Genomic DNA, 16,432 nt, shown 5'->3' on the forward strand with positions numbered 1-16,432 from the left:
TTTCATAACCCTGCAATACATTAGAACGGCATTCCGAAGAAGTCCAAAGAGCTTGGCTTTATAGATTTTAAGTATACATATTATGCTGTAGGCGCATTGAAAACAAGAATACTTTTAGAATTTTATCAATTACATTTCTTTTTTTATAAAAGAATAAATATTCGTACTAAAGCCAATCTGACTAGTACCACCAGCAAGGTGATAGGATGCATAAGAATAATCAAATTTGAATTTATAAATTTTCAAACCAAAACCAAAAGACAAGCCTGAGAAACTACGGTAGTCTACAAGAGATAAATCTTTCTTACGAAGGTGATTATAAGCTAATCGCAAGGAAAAATTTTCTTTTTTACCTAAATTCAATTCTGCACCAATAACAAAATGTCTTAAAAAATTTCCTAAAGCATCTTCGAATTTATTTTCTTTCGGAGTATCACCAAAGAGGACACTTTCGTTTGCAATGTCTGGATCATCATAGCGTAAATTCCATTTTTCAAGATGTTGAAAAGTTATATGGTATATGAGTGGAAGGTGTTTTAATTTCTTAGCGAGTCCCAATTGAATTTCAAAAGGTAAAACTTCAGATTCATTATTGTATTTACTTAATTGAAATCCGCTGTTTTTAAAAACAAGACTTAGATCAAAATTTTTATCTGGATTATGGTACTGAACTCCGGTATTCATTGCTAAACCTTGAGATGTATAGAGGCCTAATTTTGAAGAAATATATTGTAGACTTACGCCTAAGGTTAATCGTTCTTTGATGGTTTTCGAAGCAGCCACATAAAAATCACTTTCTTTTGCATTAAAAGAGCCATTGGTGTTACCATAGACATCGGCGTTCACGATATCCCCATGGTTAATATAGTGAATACCGAATTGAGTATTTAAGTTTAACTTCGAAATATTATGGTTATAAGATACATGACCACTTCGTATGTCTGCAAAATAATATTGATGAGAAAACTGAATTTTTCCATCCATTTTATCAGACAATAAAGAAGGGTTTAAAAAGGCTGCAGCCGGATCATCGCCTTTCCAGGCAATGGGCATACCTCCGAGCGCAGAAACTCTGGCGCCTGGAGACAGATTCATAAATTGATAGATCTCCCGACCGCCTGTTTGTGAAAACAAACCAAGCGTAAACATCAAGAATGTTAATGTAAAGTAGTACTGTCTTTTAACCATTTCGTAGAACATTTGCCCAGGTCACAATTCATAATTTTAATTAAAGTCCCGGTGGTATCATATAATTTAAGTTCTCCATCTTCAACAGGACCATCCAATTGTTTGTAGATCCCTTCTGCTTTCAGTTTTCCATTTTCATAAAACTCTACAAAAGGTCCGTCTTCTACACTATCTGCAAACCTAACAATTTCTTTCAATTGGCCAGAAACATAATAGACTTTTACATCGCCCGTCATAACATCATTTGTATAGTTTGCTTCAAGTTGAAGATTGCCATTTGGAAAATAAGCTTTATAAGGTCCATGAAATTGGTCATTAAGCCTAAATTCTTCACTTTGAAGCTTAGAATTCATGTAAAGTTTACGGATTCCATTCAATTTTCCATTTTTAAAAATGCTTAATTCTATAAGATTACCGGATTCGTCATATTTTTGGAAATACCCATCTTTAAGTTCGTTTCCATTTTGCTTTATGAGTTGAAACCGCTCTGTTACTATACCTGTGTTGTTTTTGATCTCAACGAGTCTCTTCTTTTCACATGCAAAAAAGCAACAAATTAAAAAGGCAAATCCAACCAGGGCACGGAATTTCATTTTCATAAAACGGATAGTTTGAAAAATCATTGTTAGCGGCCCTGGTGATTTATAAAAAATTTCAATTTTTAGCAGATTAAAGTACAAAAAGGTCAAAAAAAAAGCTTGGTTTAAAACCAAGCTTTTTTGTTCTTTATTATTTCGTTTAGAAAAATTTACTTCTGTTATCTTTAATTTTAAATTGTTTTTTCATAGCGGTCATAAGATAAGTCATTGCTACATTTTTAGCAGGATGAATATAAAAGTGTCTAAATGCTTCAATTGTAGTAGGAGCAGGTGGAATATCTTTCTTAATCAATTTGCAAATAAACGCACCTTTTTCACCCATGAGTGCTTGACTTGATTGGCCTTCATTTAATTTTACAAGAGAGGAAATAACTTTTGTTTCATCTCCAAGGTTCGTTATATAACCACTATAAGGAGAAACTCCAAGTGCAGTATCAATTTTGTAGGTATAACCACCTAAGCCTAAAGTGAGTTCTGCAATTTGACCTAAGGTTGCTTTTATTTTCTCAAATTTTTTATTCTTAAGAATTTCGCCTTTCAAAATATCTTTGAACGGTTCATAAGATCCAATGCCTTTTGGTTTTATTTCAAAAAGACTAGCAACAACATATTTATTTACATATTTTTTTTCGTCCTCCTGAAGACTATAAATCTCCGTGCTTACATCTCCTTTTTTAGTGTCTTTTGAAAACGCCCAACGCACAATATCTCTACAAGTGCTGCTGGCTTTTGCACCTAATTTAGAAATTTGATATGAATTGATAAATAAATTTCCAGCCAAGTCGATTTTATATTTACCACCATCTTTAACAGCTTTTTCCAATGCATCCAGACTCCGATTTTCTTGCACTAGGTTTTGTGCTTCATCATAAATTAAATTAGAAATACTTTCTCCTGGTAATATGGTTTCTCCGATAATTGCAAGATGAACGCCTAATTGAGCATTGTCATAAATGGCATCTGTTACTTGAATTAAATGAAGACCAAATTGTGTGATAACTAATTTCATTTCGCCTTTTGCTAATTCATAAAAAATAGCATCATTAAAAGGCTTTACCATTCTTCCGGTAGCTACAAATCCGAGGTCACCCCCTTTCACAGCAGAACCTGGATCTTGACTATATTTTGTAGCTAAAGAATCAAAACTAGCCCTTCCAGTTTTTACTTGATTCATAAGACTATCGAGCAATTTAACAGCAGCCTGATATTGTTCGCGAGTTTGTACTTGAATTAAAATGTGTCTTGATTTAACAGAATCAGGAATCACTTTTTTATCAATTACTTTAGCAATTCTGTATTCACCATTATCTATATAGGGTCCGTAAACCATTCCTTTTTCTAATTTATAGATCGTATCTTTTAGAGCAGGACTAATTTCGAATTCCTTCTGATAAGCATCTTCCCATTTCCCTAAATTGCTTACTACAAATGTTGAATCATCTGTAGACGTTTTAAGTCCTTCTATTTTAGAGGAGATGGAAGTTTTTATTTGAGCACTATCTTCTGCTGTAGGAATGATATCGAGAATAACATATTTTACAGATCTTGTTTCTTCATCTGTTTTTAATAATGCTTCCTTTTCTTTAGCCTGAGCTTCATAATCAGAATCTTCAATTATAATGTCCGAATCATTGACAATATCATAAGGAATTATGGTATAAAGGAAATCAAGTTTTAAATTACTTTCATATTGATTTCTTTCGATCATAAAATTTGGCATATATAAAGACTTAACAACCAATGCGTTTAATTTAGTGGATAGGCGGTCTTTAATTATTTCTTGCTCCTGGACCATCCAAAAATCTTTAAGTCTTGGATCTAAGTTTTCATCTTCAATACCTTGTTTAAAGGTATTTAATTGTTCCCTGTTAATTTGACCAGTATTTGGGTCGCGAAAGTTTCTTTGGACAATTGGAGAGAGGTTATACCCAAATTCAAGTTCTTTAATTTCGGCAGGGCTTACACCAGTTCCATTGCATTTTGCATCTTTTTCAAGAATCGTTTTTTCAACAAATTGGTTCCATAGGTAGTCTTTCCGACCAAAATAATCGACCTCTGAATTTGAATAAAGGATTCTTTCTGTATTTTGGAAATCTTTCCAAGTTAGACTTTCTCCGCCAACAGAACCCACAGTATCAGGGTTTCCTAATAAACTAGAAGACTTTCCTGAAGTCATATCCATGACAATAAAGCCCACCAAAGCAAGAGCCATTAACACAGTAACAACCCAAAGTCTTTTCCGGATGCTCGAAATCATTCCCATAATCTACGTATTAATTATTTGAATATCAATTAACTATAATTAAAAAACTAAGCCAACGAGGCTTTTTTAAAGGAATGCAAAGGTAATAGGATTCGAGTTTATTTTCAATGTTAAAAATTGAAAATCTGTGAATTAGCAAAATTTATGCACTAGCGAATCCTATATAACATGAAATTTTAGATTGGCATTTCCTAATAATTAGGTAGTTACATATATAAAATTTATGTTTTAACTTAAAAGACAACCATTAGAAAAAACAGAAATCAAGGTTCATAAATTCAGAAATTATTAAAACTTATACCTAAATGGCAATTCAATAAGAAAGTTAGCCTATTCAATAAAATAGTTCAAAATAGGGGATCTAAAATTATTGCAACTCTTGAATCCTTGTTTTTTTTGAAGTGTTATTTGAGAAGCGCTAAAATGCAATTTCAAATCGCAGGTGTCCAACTGCGTGAACAAGGATTTTATTTTTATTTTTTTAATTAACTACTATGAAGCATTTATTATTTATTTTTTTAGCAATTGCTAGTTTAGCAATGTATTCTTGTTCAAAAGAGACAGAACAATCCCAGTTTATACAACAGGCAGTTACTTCCGTTCCTACACACTATAGACTTCTTGGAGGCAATGGTTTTGTGGTGCTTTTAAAGCAGTATGGAACCGTGGCTGATAATATTTATATTTTAAGAACAAATCAGTTTCATGATGTGAACAGAGATGTTTATATAAGTCGTTTAAACGAGTTCAATGAAGGCCTTGATATTAAAGAAGCAAATGGAAGGCAGTTAATTTTTTCTTTAGCATCAAGTATGCATGCCGATTTTTATGGATATAGTCTTTCCATTGTAAGTGGACTTGAAAATTTTACACTTTTTTATAATAATGGAAATCCAAAATCAAATCCAGATGTAGATGCCGTAAAATGTTCTTGCAAAGGAATCAATTCAGTTAGTACCTGTGATTCAGGAGGTAGTGGAGCCACGGACTGTTCTATTGAAACTACTGCTAATGTTGCTGGGACTGGCATAACTGATAAATGTACTGTCAAATGTGGAGATGGATATTATGCCTGTTGTAAAAAATGAATTTTATCCATTAATTTCTAAATTTATTAATATGAGAACCATTCAAAAGATTTTATTATTTTTCATTTTATTGTTTGGTAGTTCCTGTGACAAAACAAATTTAACGTTTGTTAATCCGCAAGAAATCAAAGCTTCAGGAAGCCTTTATTCAATAATTCAAAAAGAGCATTTTATTTTATTTATACCAAATAGCTATCACCCTGATAACGAACTTTATTTATTAAAAGGCAATTATGTTGCAGCGCCGATGCAAACAATTTTGGTAAATCGAATTGTAGAATTTGCGGATAGAATTGAATTTTATCAACCAGGGAGTGCAAAATTAATTTTCAGTATTAATTTGGATCAGGCAGCAACATGGTTTGGTAATAGTTTAATCCAGGTAAGCGGAGAGGGAAATTTGCATATGTTTTATTCTGATGGATTACCAAAGCCAGATCCAGATGTTAGTTACATCAGTTGTTCTTGCATCCAAAATGGTGCTTCTTCTAATTGTAAGAATGGAGGAGCTGGTTCATCAGAATGTTCAGTAGAATCTAATTATTTTATTCCAGGTGGCAACCAGGTTGGTCAAAAATGTTCAGTCAAATGTGGATCTGGACATTATTCTTGTTGTAATAAGTAAATTCTTTTTTGGAAAGCCATCCCTCCTCAATGATTTGAGGAGGGATCGTTTTTTAAATCTATAATCGAATAGTTTTTGATAGATATTATTAAAATAAGACAAAACACATGACATAATTGTATGGATGCTATTTCGCAAGATGTATCTGTCTAGTATTTTTCTAATTTTATATTTAGTTCTGCGATTTTCATTTATTACTTGACAATTTTATTTTTATCTTTTTTTATAAAGTATTTAATTGTATTAATTGTAAGCAGTAAATATTTTGAATATTAGAATACTAAAAATGACTTATAAATGCAATTTTTGAAGTTTGACTATACCGTTTAAGACATTTTGAATCAACCCTATTCATGTAAAATAGATTTAACAAAATGGATTCAAAAAAGCTTTCTAATTTAGGCCTTTTGAATCTCAATTTTCTTTGCGTTAAATGTATTCATTGTATTTTGGATTCCTGCAAAGCAAAAACTCAAAGCAGCATCTGCAGCAAGCATATTAATTTGTTTCAAATATTTTATTTCTTCTGGAGTCCATTTACCCAATACATAGTGTACTTGTTTTCCTTTTGAAAAATTATTACCAATTCCAATACGGAGTCTGGCATAATCGTTTGTCATTAAATTTTCCTGAATATCTTTTAATCCATTGTGGCCACCAGCAGTTCCATTTGATCGAATTCGGATGGATCCGAAATCAAGATTTAAATCATCAGAAATTACAAATAAATTTTCAATTGGGATATTTTCTTTTAAAAGCCAATGTTTTATTGCCTTTCCGCTGAGATTCATATAAGTTGTAGGCTTTAAAAGAATGATTCTTTTTCCTTTATAAGAACCTTCTGCAATATGAGCAAGACTAGAATTTTTAAAATTTATTGACAACATGTTTGCAAGTTCATCAACTACTTCGAAACCGATATTATGCCTGGTACCAAAGTATTCAGTATCCATGTTCCCGAGTCCGGCGATCAAATATTTCATAAAAGAAGGATGTTTAAGCCCATATTCGTAATCCTAAATTAGATAAAATGGAAACCAAAGTTGAAAATAGAAAGGTTCTTTGAATATCCAAAAACATTAAAATTTATTTAAATGTGCAAGAACGAGATTATTGTTTGAATTTTGTGCTAATTCTTTACAATTGAAATTTCAAGAATTTAAATTAGTCATTAGAAAGCTAAACTTTAGCCGTTTATTAAATGCGGCAAAAGTTCTCAGTTCCTATTATTTGTCAAAAATATTTAGAACACCCATCCAATGGGGTTTACCAATAAGTTTATCGATAGAACCAACCACAGCATGCAACTTAAGGTGTCCAGAATGTCCTTCTGGTTTAAGATCGTTTACACGTCCAACAGGAAATTTGAAATTAAAAGAGTTTAAGAAGTGGATTGAACCCTATAAAAACAAAATTTGGTCCATAACATTTTATTTTCAAGGAGAACCTTTTATCCATTCAGAAATCACTGAAGCCATAAATTATGCCCATAAATCAGGTATTTATACAATGAGTTCGACAAATGGTCATTTCCTGGATCCAGGTTTATCCGAAAAAATTGTTCATTCAGGATTAGATCGATTGATTATTTCAATTGATGGAACAGATCAAGAAACCTACCAAAAATATCGGGTGGAAGGAAATTTGGCAAAAGTTTTAGATGGGGTTCAAAATCTTGTTGAAGCTAAAAGTAGATTGAAAAGTAAGACACCTTATATGATTTTTCAGTTTTTAGTGGTGCGGCATAATGAACATCAAATTCCTGCAATTTACAAGCTCGCTAAAGCTTATAAAATAGATGAAGTTAAGCTAAAAACTGCCCAGATTTATGATTATATTAATGGATCTTCTTTAATACCTGAACAAGAGGTATATTCTCGTTATAAGAAAAAGACAGATGGTACTTACAGGTTAAAAAATAGATTAAATAATTATTGTTGGAAGCTATGGCATGCTCCGGTAATTACATGGGATGGTCGGCAGGTACCCTGTTGTTTTGATAAAGATGCCAGTCATCAGTTTGGAAATTTATCTGAGGAAAATATAGAAACCATCTGGAGCAATGAAAAATATTCAAATTTTCGAAAACAATTGATGAAATCTAGAAAATCGATCAATATTTGTCGAAATTGTACTGAAGGAACCAAAGTTTGGGGTTAGATCCAATGGAAGAGAAAGGAATTATAAATTAATTTTCACATTTTTAAAATTAGCACGGTTTTACATTCTAAATCCTAAAGTCTAAGTTCCTGACAATGAAATAGTTAAACTAAATGTTAATTTCTAAGTTTTAAGAATTCAGTTGAATCTATTTATAAATGTATAACATTTTAGAGTTCACCAAGATACGTATATAAAAAAATTAATTCTTTGATTCTTAAACATTTAGCTAGAGTTTTTATTGTATTTTCATATCAAAGTTCCGATCTTTGTAAGATGCTTTGATTTCAAGAAGATACACATTTCAATATTTTATATTCCGGAAAATTCTACATTAATTAAAGTCCGCAAATTTTAATTTTATATTCTTGAGATAATTGGAATCAATTATTTCAAAATTTCCGGAAAAGCTTATAGTTAAACAAAACCAAGTATATGCTACACGGCACATTTTACAAGGTCATTATTCAAGGACGGTTTGAGTTTGGATCGGAGCGTTCTTTTCAGAAGGTTTATCAATTATATCTTCAACGATACGAAACTTTATACAAGAAAGAAATCTTGTTTAAATTCCCTGAAGCCATCTTTAAACCTGAAGAAAATAGTCTTCATATAGGTCGGTTTATTGGCAATTCTAATGAAAAGCTTTGGAAAAACACAATTAGCTTGATCGAGTATTGTGCACAGTTTTCATTATCTGGAAGTATCAATGCCTGGATGACTGATAATGGAAAAATATTACAGCATTATCATATTGAGCCACTTGGTGAGAAAACATCGATTATGTTATATCAAGAGGGCAAGAAAATGGCTGAATTAGAGGGAAAGGAAAAGGAAGCAATGCAGTTATTAACCGAATCGATCGAAAAATATGATCGACATTCACAAGCCTATGAAAAAAGAGCCTATATAAATTTTCATTTAAAGAATTATGATGATGCAATTTATGATTTCAGAAAAAGCATCAATTTTGATTTTATGAATGCCTCCTCGCATTATGGATTGGCTAGAACCTTAATGATTAAAAATGATTTAGAAGGTGCCATTCTTTCATTAGAGGAAGCAACAAAACAATCTATCGCATTGCAACCACTTTATTGGGCTTCACGAAGGGTAAAAGGAAATTGTCATTTAGAATTAAATCAGTTTGAGAAGGCTGCATTTGAGTATAAACTTTTTACCACACGCAGTTTTGCTATAGATGATCCAAACCATAAATATCTTTCTAAAACTTGGTTTAATTATGGTAAAACTTTATTTGCATTGGGACAATTGGATGCAGCTTTAGATGCTTTTGATAAAAGTATTTCATATTTAGAAAAAGCACAGGAATCAAGTCAGGCAGAAGTATTTATGCATAGAGGAATGGCTAGAAAAGCCGCGGGAAAAGCAGATTATATTCTGGATCTTAAAAAAGCCGCCGAGCTAGGATTAGATTCTGCTTCCATTTTACTTGCAGAACAAGCTAAATAATATATAATTCCTAAGATTTTTTTCGTTTAAGTGAAAAAGAAAATGCGATTCTTTTGTTTTCTTGGGATCTATTTATTAATAATTAATCCGTTATGGACGCAAATTCTAATTACGAAGCAGAATGTTCCTAAATCTGTATTAAATCTCTATGAAAAAGGAGTGAAGCATTATCAAGCCAATGAATTTATCGATGCTATACAATATTTTGAAAAGGCATTAATAAAATCACCCACATTTATTGATGCAGCATTACAAATGGCTTCTGTATGCTTTGATATGGAAAATTACAGTTGTGCAGAGATACATTTTGAAAATGTACTCAAAATGGACTCCAACTATAATCAAAAAATTTATTATACGCTTGCATTAAGCCAATATAAATTAGACCATTTTAAGAATGCAAAAGAGAATATGCGTTTATTTTTAAATCTTGAAACTACAAATCAAGATTTGCTTAAAAAGGCAAAAGATTTACTCCCAAAAATTGAGTTTGCAGATTCTGCAACACAACATGCTGTGAATATTGACCCAAGCTTGATTCGTTCGTTACAGACTGATTTTTCTGAATATTTGCCCTCTATTACCGCGGATGGAAAAACGGTTGTTTTTACCAGAAGAACTTATCAAAATGATGAAGATTTGTATATTTCCTTTTTAAATAATAATGAATGGTCACAAGCCATTCCAATCCTTGATTTAAATACTCCATTAAACGAAGGATCACCTGCAATTTCTCCAGATGGTAAGACTTTGGTTTTTACATCTTGTGATCGCAAAAACTCCTACGGTGGTTGTGATTTATATATTTCAAAATGGCAAGATGATCAGTGGAGTGAACCGGTCAACATGGGTGATAAAATTAATTCTGCAGCCTACGAATCGCAAGCTTGTTTTGCAGAGAATGGCCAAATGATATATTTTACAAGTAACCGAAAAGGAACTCTTGGTGGGCGCGATATCTGGTATAGTAAACGAAAGCAAGATCATTCCTGGACTATAGCCAAAAATCTTGGTTCTGAAATAAATACAATTGGGAATGAAGATTGTCCATTTGTACATCCGAATGAAATGGTTTTGTATTTTTCATCAGATTTTCCTCCTGGAATGGGTGGTAAAGATTTATTTTATTCTTTACAAAATGAAAAAGGCCATTGGCAAACGCCAATGAACTTAGGTTACCCAATAAATACAAAAGGGGATGAATCTTCTTTTATTGTTTTTCCTGATGGTGTGCAAGCGTGGTATGCAAGTGACCGACAACATTATCAGAATAAACGCATAGCGTTGCGTTATAACTTAGATTTGTATAAGATTTATCTACCTTTGGAATTACAAATTAAACCAGCCACTTCAATCGAGATTAGCATCCGGGATAAAATCACAAAAGAGCTGGTCTCAGCAGATATCCGAATTTTTGATTTAAGCAATAATAAAATTTATTTTGAAAAAAATGCAGTCCTTACAGAGCGTATTTTAATTTCATTACCAACCGGAGTTGATTATGGATTACATATTTATAATAAAGATTATTTATTTGTACCAGATCAATTTAATTGTTCTAAACCTAATAAGAAATATAATCCATTGGTGATTGAAAAATGGATGGAAAAAATATCTTTAGAAAGCGCAGTACCGATTACCTTGAAAAACATATTTTTTGAATCCGGTTCTGCAATTCTAAAAGAAGAAAGTTATTTTGAATTAAAACAACTACTTCAATTTTTAAAAGATCATACATTTGTTAGCTTGCTTGTGACTGGATATACCGATAATATTGGTTCAGAAACAGACAATATCGTATTATCTGAGAAACGTGCATTATCTGTAATTGCGTATTTAATTCGAAGTGGTATTCAGACTGAGCGATTAAATTTTAAAGGTAAGGGAGAATCAGAACCCATTGACAATAATGATACAGAAGAAGGAAGAACGAATAATCGTAGAATTGAATTTTTGATACAAAGTAAATGAGTCGTAAAAAGCAAAAAACCGCAGAGGTTGAATTTAAGGGAATTGCACACAAAGGAACATCTGTGGGAAGAACAGATGAAGGCTTAGTGGTATTTGTGCAAGGTGCATTGCCGGGAGAACGCGCAGAAGTGTTGTTTACAAAGAAAAGAAAAGGTGTATGGCAAGGAAATTTGATAAGAACGATTCGACCATCAGAATATAAAGTTACCGCTGTTTGTAATCATTTTGGTATCTGTGGTGGATGCAGCTGGCAAAATTTGGATTATCGTGAACAATTGAAACAAAAGGAATTATTAGTAAGAGATGCATTGGTTCGCATTGCTAAAATTCCGGATGCAATTATTGAAACCATTTTACCAGCAACAAATACTGAATTCTACAGGAATAAACTGGAATTTACATTTTCAAAACACAAATGGCTTACAGAAGAAGAATTGGGTCTTGAATTAGTGGAAGAAGAAAAGCTAGCACTCGGATTTCATCGCCCTGGAAACTTTAATAAAGTCGTAAATATTAGTAGGTGTTTTTTGCAATCAGAAAGATCCAATGATATTCGAAATTTTGTAAAAGAATTTGCAATCAAAAACAAAGTTGATTTTTATGATATTAAGAAGCAACAAGGTTTTTTAAGAAACTTAATTATTAGAAGCAATACGCAAAATGAATATTTATGTATTTTAAGTATTGCATATTCAAATGATGAATTTACAAAGGCATTGAAGGAGGAATTAGTTCATGCGTTTAAAGAAATCAGTAGTATTTATATTGTAATTAATCCAAAAAAGAATGATACACTTTTTGATTTGGATTTTCAAAAAATATATGGAGATGACTATATAACAGAGTATTTGGATCATGCAAAATTTTTAATAGGTCCAAAATCTTTTTTTCAGACGAATAGTCAACAAGCAGCTAAATTGTATCAATTAATAGCAGCGTATGCAGATTTAAAAGGAGATGAAATTATATATGATTGGTATTGTGGCGTAGGAAGTATTGGTATCTACCTTGCTAAAAATGCTGCTAAAGTAATTGGTGTTGAAGAAATCCAGGAAGCCATTGAAGATGCCCGATTGAATGCAGCTTTAAATCAACTTAAGAATTGTCATTTTTATATTTCTGATGCCAAAGCAGTTCAGATTGAGTCGATAATTCAAGATCATGGCTTGCCAAACCTGATTATTGTGGATCCGCCAAGAATCGGATTGCATGAATTGGTTATTGAGCAATTGAAATATTTGAAAGCTCCGAAATTGATCTATGTTAGCTGTAATCCTGCCACACAGGCAAGAGACCTAGATTTGTTAAAAGAAAGCTATGAGGTCATAAAAATCAAACCCGTAGATATGTTTCCACACACAAATCACATTGAAAGTGTAGCCTTATTATCTTTGTTGACATGAATGAGCCATTTGAAAAATATTTACAATTAGAGGATGATTTAAGGCGATATCGCAAAGCCTTGAATGAAGCTATAGAAATTATGCTTGACCAAGAGGTCAGTAATTATCCAATTTTTATTGTTCATCAGCAAGAATTGGAAATGGGTATTAAAATAATTGAAGCTGGGGAGAAAACTGGAATTTGGTCTGTCCATGCTTCTAGTTTGGAAGAATTTGTTGTGAAAAGTTTAATAGAAAATGATAAAGTTGAAGAATTTATAAGAGTTTATAAAGAGCATCCTGATAATTTTTGTTTATTTGTTTTGTCTGAATTAGGTGCCAAGTTTATTTTTTATCCAAGAACAGATCATCTTTATACGGAATATGGAAATCTCAATTGATTTAAAGTTAATGCGAGAAATTGTTTTTAAAGATGAGCTTCTTTTAAAGGAGATGCTTGATGAATGGAAAATCGATTCGAATTCTAAAATTACAGAAATTAAGAAACGGTTTATGGAGCAAGATAATAAAGGACTATATAATAAAATACATGAATTGAAAACTAATTTTTCAATGCTTCATTGTGGGGAAGCAATTCGATTTTGTGAATCGATTATAAAGAAAATTGAAACAGAAAATCCAGTTGTTGAAAATGAAATTCGAGAATTAGATGCCATCGTTTTAAAAGTCAACAGCCAGTTAAATATTTGAAACTACAATCCATTACAAAATGAAAGGAATTATTCTCGCCGGCGGTCAAGGAACTCGCTTATATCCGCTAACACTTGCAATGAGTAAGCAATTAATGCCAATTTATGACAAACCGATGATTTATTACCCATTGTCTACTTTAATGTTGGCTGGAATAAAAGAGATCTTGATTATTTCCACGGTAAAAGATTTACCATTATTCAAAGAATTATTTAAAGATGGAAGTCAATTAGGTATTAAAATTTCTTATAAAGAACAATTCGTTCCAAATGGATTGGCTCAAGCATTTGTATTAGGCAAAGAATTTATTGGGAAAGATTCTGTTTGTTTGATATTAGGGGATAATATATTTTATGGTCATAAATTGCCAGAACTTTTAAAATCAAGCACCGAACCACAAGGTGGGGTTATTTTTGCTTATCCTGTGGCGGATCCTGAACGATATGGTGTAGTAGATTTTGATGCAGACTTAAACGTTTTATCGATTGAAGAAAAGCCCGTAAAGCCAAAATCAAATTACGCAGTTCCCGGGATTTATTTTTATGACAACTCGGTTATTAAAATTGCGGAAGAATTAAAACCATCTGCAAGAGGAGAATATGAAATCACAGATGTGAACATAGAATATTTGCAAGCGAAAAAACTTAAGGTAGGTGTTTTAGGCAGAGGGGTTGCGTGGTTAGATACCGGGACGCATGAATCTTTAATGCAGGCCTCCCAGTTTATACAAGTGATTGAACAGCGACAAGGTTTAAAAATAGGCTGTATTGAAGAAATCGCATTTCTTATGGGCTATATTAGCTTAGAACAACTTAAAGAGCAAGCCCAATTGTTGGGTAAAAGTATTTATGGTGAGTACTTGATGAAATTGGTAAAAATGGCAAGCCACGAAACGATATAATATAATTTAATAAATCCTTTTGCGTTTTTAGTATATATTTTATAATCAAGATAACTTTGGTTTTATTGAAATTATTTTGGAGCATTAAGTGTTGTTGAATATTTATAGAGGAAGGGAGTATCGGATTTTGTTTTAAATTCCAAAGGAGCGATTTTATACTGAATCAAAAAGTTTAAAAATACTAATATGAAATTATCAAATTTCTCAATTCCAGTAATTCGTGATTCTTTTCTTGCCGCAAGTTCGCGTTTTCCTTTAGCCGTCTTAAGTGCAGTAGGCTTTGCTATTATTGCAATTTATCAAATCCATACAGGGGTAAAGGATTCTGAACCGGAATTGCAACGATTTATGTTTACCCTGGCGATAGCAGTACCATGCATGATTGGTTTGCATTTAGTAGTGGAAAAGTATGCTGCAATTTCGAATATTAAAATGATTGTATTTGGTGTTGGTTTTCTTTTTTTAGCAATGATCTATTTATATATTGCTCCGGATTTTGAACTAGAAAGACTTGAGCGACCTGTTCGGTTCTTTTCGTTTTTTCTTATGGCTCATTTTTTTGTAGCCATAGTTCCTTTCAAAGAAAAAAATAATTTGGCTGAATTTTGGGAGTATAATAAGAATCTTTTGATAAATTGGTTTGTAGGAGCATTTTATGTACTCATCATTTTTTCTGGATTATCAATCGCATTATTGGCAATTGATAATTTGTTTGATATTCGCATTGATGGTAAACTTTATTTATATATATTAATATTCGTGGGATGTATTGGGCACCCAGTTTATTTTCTCTTTAATTTTCCAAATTTATCAGAAACTGTAGATTCTAAAATTGAATATACTAAGGCTATTCGAATTTTAGTATTTTATATTTATATTCCAATGTCTATTTTATATTTTGTTATACTTTATGCATATGGAATCAAAATTTTGATTTTATGGAATCTTCCAAAAGGTTGGGTTTCTACCTTGGTTTTAGGTTTTTCTGCAGTTGGCGTTTTTACCTATCTATTGAATTATTGTTTAACAGAACTAGAATCAAATACACTATCTAAAATATTTAAAAAATATTTTTTTATAGTTTTGGCGCCTTTAGTGCTCTTATTATTTTCAGCTATTTTCAGGCGTTTATCAGATTATGGATTTACACCACCCAGATATTTTATTCTTATTACAGGTATTTGGTTATTATTTATAAGTATCTATTTTATAATTTCAAAGTCTGATAATATTAAATGGATACCAACCAGCTTAATCTTATTTTTATTGGTTGGTACTATGAGTCCCATGGATGCTTTTCATGTTTCATCCAGAAGTCAAAAAAATAGACTTTATTCAAAGTTGGAAACGCTCGGTGTAATGAATAATGGACGTATTGGAAAGAGTTTAACAAGTCTCAGTTATGCAGAAAAGGAATCTATAAAAGACATGCTTATTGTTTTGGATGAATCTGGTTATTTATATAAGATACATCCTATTTTACCAGATTCTATTTCTGTAGAGTCCTTACTGGGAAAGGAATCACGAAACATTTTATTTGAAAAACTGGGCCTTACCATCGCACAGGAATTTGGAAATCAAACGGAAACGATTTATTTGAATGCTCCCGAAACAAACGCAATTTCTATAGATGGTTATGCGTGGATGTTTTTATTTAATTTGAATGCTGGTGGTGAAGATGATCATGTGCGGTTGGAGCAAGGTGTAAACCCACGATTGATATTTAAACGAGATATTCAGGATACGATTTTACTACATGATTTAATGATTAAAATAGAAGATCAGGCAAAGATAACTGGAAATGATGCGGTATTAAATACAGTGTTTACCATGGAAACGAAAGCATTTAGTTATCGATTTTTTATAAAACAATTGAATTATAGAAAGAATGAAATTCCTTTAGATATAGACTATATGCATGCAATTGTATTATGTAAGAAAAGAATTTAGTCAGTCCGAATTTTATTGCGGTCTAGATTTTAGAATTCGAAGTGATTTCTTTTTGCAATTCCAATTTTTCTAGATTATTTGGAGTTGGATATTCATATAAATGAATTTTCTTCAATGTCAA

Annotated in this window: 14 protein-coding genes; 10 read left to right on the forward strand and 4 right to left on the reverse strand. The window is 31.8% G+C overall.

The annotated features are described in order from the left end of the window. Positions 1 to 129 precede the first annotated feature (129 nt). The 3 genes from porQ to IPO86_02960 all read right to left on the reverse strand — a co-directional run bounded on the left by porQ (position 130) and on the right by IPO86_02960 (position 4,050). Positions 130 to 1,188 carry a type IX secretion system protein PorQ gene (porQ, locus tag IPO86_02950; protein ID MBK9727056.1) on the reverse strand — a complete coding sequence of 353 codons (1,059 nt, stop codon included), beginning with the start codon at positions 1,186 to 1,188 and terminating at the stop codon, positions 130 to 132. Next, positions 1,158 to 1,787: a toxin-antitoxin system YwqK family antitoxin gene (locus IPO86_02955; GenBank protein MBK9727057.1), complete on the reverse strand. Its 630-nt coding sequence runs from the start codon at positions 1,785 to 1,787 to the stop codon at positions 1,158 to 1,160. The genes porQ and IPO86_02955 overlap by 31 nt, the downstream gene beginning before the upstream one ends. A 139-nt stretch (positions 1,788 to 1,926) precedes the next feature. Next, positions 1,927 to 4,050, reverse strand: coding sequence for a peptidylprolyl isomerase (locus tag IPO86_02960; protein ID MBK9727058.1), 2,124 nt, complete (start codon positions 4,048 to 4,050; stop codon positions 1,927 to 1,929). A gap of 494 nt (positions 4,051 to 4,544) precedes the next feature. Here IPO86_02960 and IPO86_02965 point away from each other — a divergent pair, with 494 nt between their 5' ends. Both IPO86_02965 and IPO86_02970 read left to right on the forward strand, forming a co-directional pair. Continuing rightward, entirely contained in the window at positions 4,545 to 5,138 is a 594-nt protein-coding gene (locus IPO86_02965) for a hypothetical protein (GenBank protein MBK9727059.1), read from the forward strand. 31 nt (positions 5,139 to 5,169) lie between these two features. After that, positions 5,170 to 5,763 carry a hypothetical protein gene (locus tag IPO86_02970; protein MBK9727060.1) on the forward strand — a complete coding sequence of 198 codons (594 nt, stop codon included), beginning with the start codon at positions 5,170 to 5,172 and terminating at the stop codon, positions 5,761 to 5,763. 398 nt (positions 5,764 to 6,161) lie between these two features. Here IPO86_02970 and IPO86_02975 read toward each other — a convergent pair whose 3' ends face one another. Then, complete coding sequence (locus tag IPO86_02975) at positions 6,162 to 6,746, reverse strand: aminoacyl-tRNA hydrolase (GenBank protein ID MBK9727061.1); 585 nt, start codon at positions 6,744 to 6,746, stop codon at positions 6,162 to 6,164. Positions 6,747 to 6,906: 160 nt separating this feature from the next. Here IPO86_02975 and IPO86_02980 point away from each other — a divergent pair, with 160 nt between their 5' ends. From IPO86_02980 to IPO86_03015, 8 genes are all read left to right on the forward strand, one after another. Continuing rightward, a complete protein-coding gene (locus IPO86_02980) occupies positions 6,907 to 7,923 on the forward strand; it encodes an SPASM domain-containing protein (protein ID MBK9727062.1) in 1,017 nt (338 codons plus the stop codon). A 435-nt stretch (positions 7,924 to 8,358) separates the two neighbouring features. Continuing rightward, positions 8,359 to 9,396: a hypothetical protein gene (locus tag IPO86_02985; GenBank protein MBK9727063.1), complete on the forward strand. Its 1,038-nt coding sequence runs from the start codon at positions 8,359 to 8,361 to the stop codon at positions 9,394 to 9,396. 42 nt (positions 9,397 to 9,438) lie between these two features. Next, positions 9,439 to 11,367: a PD40 domain-containing protein gene (locus IPO86_02990; GenBank protein ID MBK9727064.1), complete on the forward strand. Its 1,929-nt coding sequence runs from the start codon at positions 9,439 to 9,441 to the stop codon at positions 11,365 to 11,367. Then, a complete protein-coding gene (gene rlmD, locus IPO86_02995) occupies positions 11,364 to 12,770 on the forward strand; it encodes a 23S rRNA (uracil(1939)-C(5))-methyltransferase RlmD (protein ID MBK9727065.1) in 1,407 nt (468 codons plus the stop codon). The genes IPO86_02990 and rlmD overlap by 4 nt, the downstream gene beginning before the upstream one ends. Next, complete coding sequence (locus IPO86_03000) at positions 12,767 to 13,150, forward strand: hypothetical protein (GenBank protein MBK9727066.1); 384 nt, start codon at positions 12,767 to 12,769, stop codon at positions 13,148 to 13,150. Before rlmD ends, IPO86_03000 begins: the two co-directional genes overlap by 4 nt. Further along, on the forward strand, positions 13,134 to 13,460 hold the full coding sequence (locus tag IPO86_03005) for a hypothetical protein (GenBank protein ID MBK9727067.1): 327 nt from the start codon (positions 13,134 to 13,136) through the stop codon (positions 13,458 to 13,460). Before IPO86_03000 ends, IPO86_03005 begins: the two co-directional genes overlap by 17 nt. A 19-nt stretch (positions 13,461 to 13,479) precedes the next feature. After that, complete coding sequence (gene rfbA, locus IPO86_03010; GenBank protein ID MBK9727068.1) at positions 13,480 to 14,361, forward strand: glucose-1-phosphate thymidylyltransferase RfbA; 882 nt, start codon at positions 13,480 to 13,482, stop codon at positions 14,359 to 14,361. Between the two features lie 186 nt (positions 14,362 to 14,547). After that, positions 14,548 to 16,311, forward strand: a complete 1,764-nt coding sequence (locus IPO86_03015) for a DUF4153 domain-containing protein (protein MBK9727069.1) — start codon at positions 14,548 to 14,550, stop codon at positions 16,309 to 16,311. The last annotated feature ends 121 nt before the right edge of the window (positions 16,312 to 16,432 follow it).

The sequence above is a fragment of the Saprospiraceae bacterium genome (genome assembly GCA_016717265.1).
Lineage (GTDB): Bacteria > Bacteroidota > Bacteroidia > Chitinophagales > Saprospiraceae > Vicinibacter.

Bases quoted from the DNA above. Each gene is read 5' to 3' on its own strand.
- porQ (MBK9727056.1), bottom strand. From the start codon at position 1,188: ATGGTTAAAAGACAGTACTACTTTACATTAACATTCTTGATGTTTACG.
- IPO86_02955 (MBK9727057.1), bottom strand. From the start codon at position 1,787: ATGAAAATGAAATTCCGTGCCCTGGTTGGATTTGCCTTTTTAATTTGT.
- IPO86_02960 (MBK9727058.1), bottom strand. From the start codon at position 4,050: ATGGGAATGATTTCGAGCATCCGGAAAAGACTTTGGGTTGTTACTGTG.
- IPO86_02965 (MBK9727059.1), top strand. From the start codon at position 4,545: ATGAAGCATTTATTATTTATTTTTTTAGCAATTGCTAGTTTAGCAATG.
- IPO86_02970 (MBK9727060.1), top strand. From the start codon at position 5,170: ATGAGAACCATTCAAAAGATTTTATTATTTTTCATTTTATTGTTTGGT.
- IPO86_02975 (MBK9727061.1), bottom strand. From the start codon at position 6,746: ATGAAATATTTGATCGCCGGACTCGGGAACATGGATACTGAATACTTT.
- IPO86_02985 (MBK9727063.1), top strand. From the start codon at position 8,359: ATGCTACACGGCACATTTTACAAGGTCATTATTCAAGGACGGTTTGAG.
- IPO86_02990 (MBK9727064.1), top strand. From the start codon at position 9,439: ATGCGATTCTTTTGTTTTCTTGGGATCTATTTATTAATAATTAATCCG.
- rlmD (MBK9727065.1), top strand. From the start codon at position 11,364: ATGAGTCGTAAAAAGCAAAAAACCGCAGAGGTTGAATTTAAGGGAATT.
- IPO86_03000 (MBK9727066.1), top strand. From the start codon at position 12,767: ATGAATGAGCCATTTGAAAAATATTTACAATTAGAGGATGATTTAAGG.
- IPO86_03005 (MBK9727067.1), top strand. From the start codon at position 13,134: ATGGAAATCTCAATTGATTTAAAGTTAATGCGAGAAATTGTTTTTAAA.
- rfbA (MBK9727068.1), top strand. From the start codon at position 13,480: ATGAAAGGAATTATTCTCGCCGGCGGTCAAGGAACTCGCTTATATCCG.
- IPO86_03015 (MBK9727069.1), top strand. From the start codon at position 14,548: ATGAAATTATCAAATTTCTCAATTCCAGTAATTCGTGATTCTTTTCTT.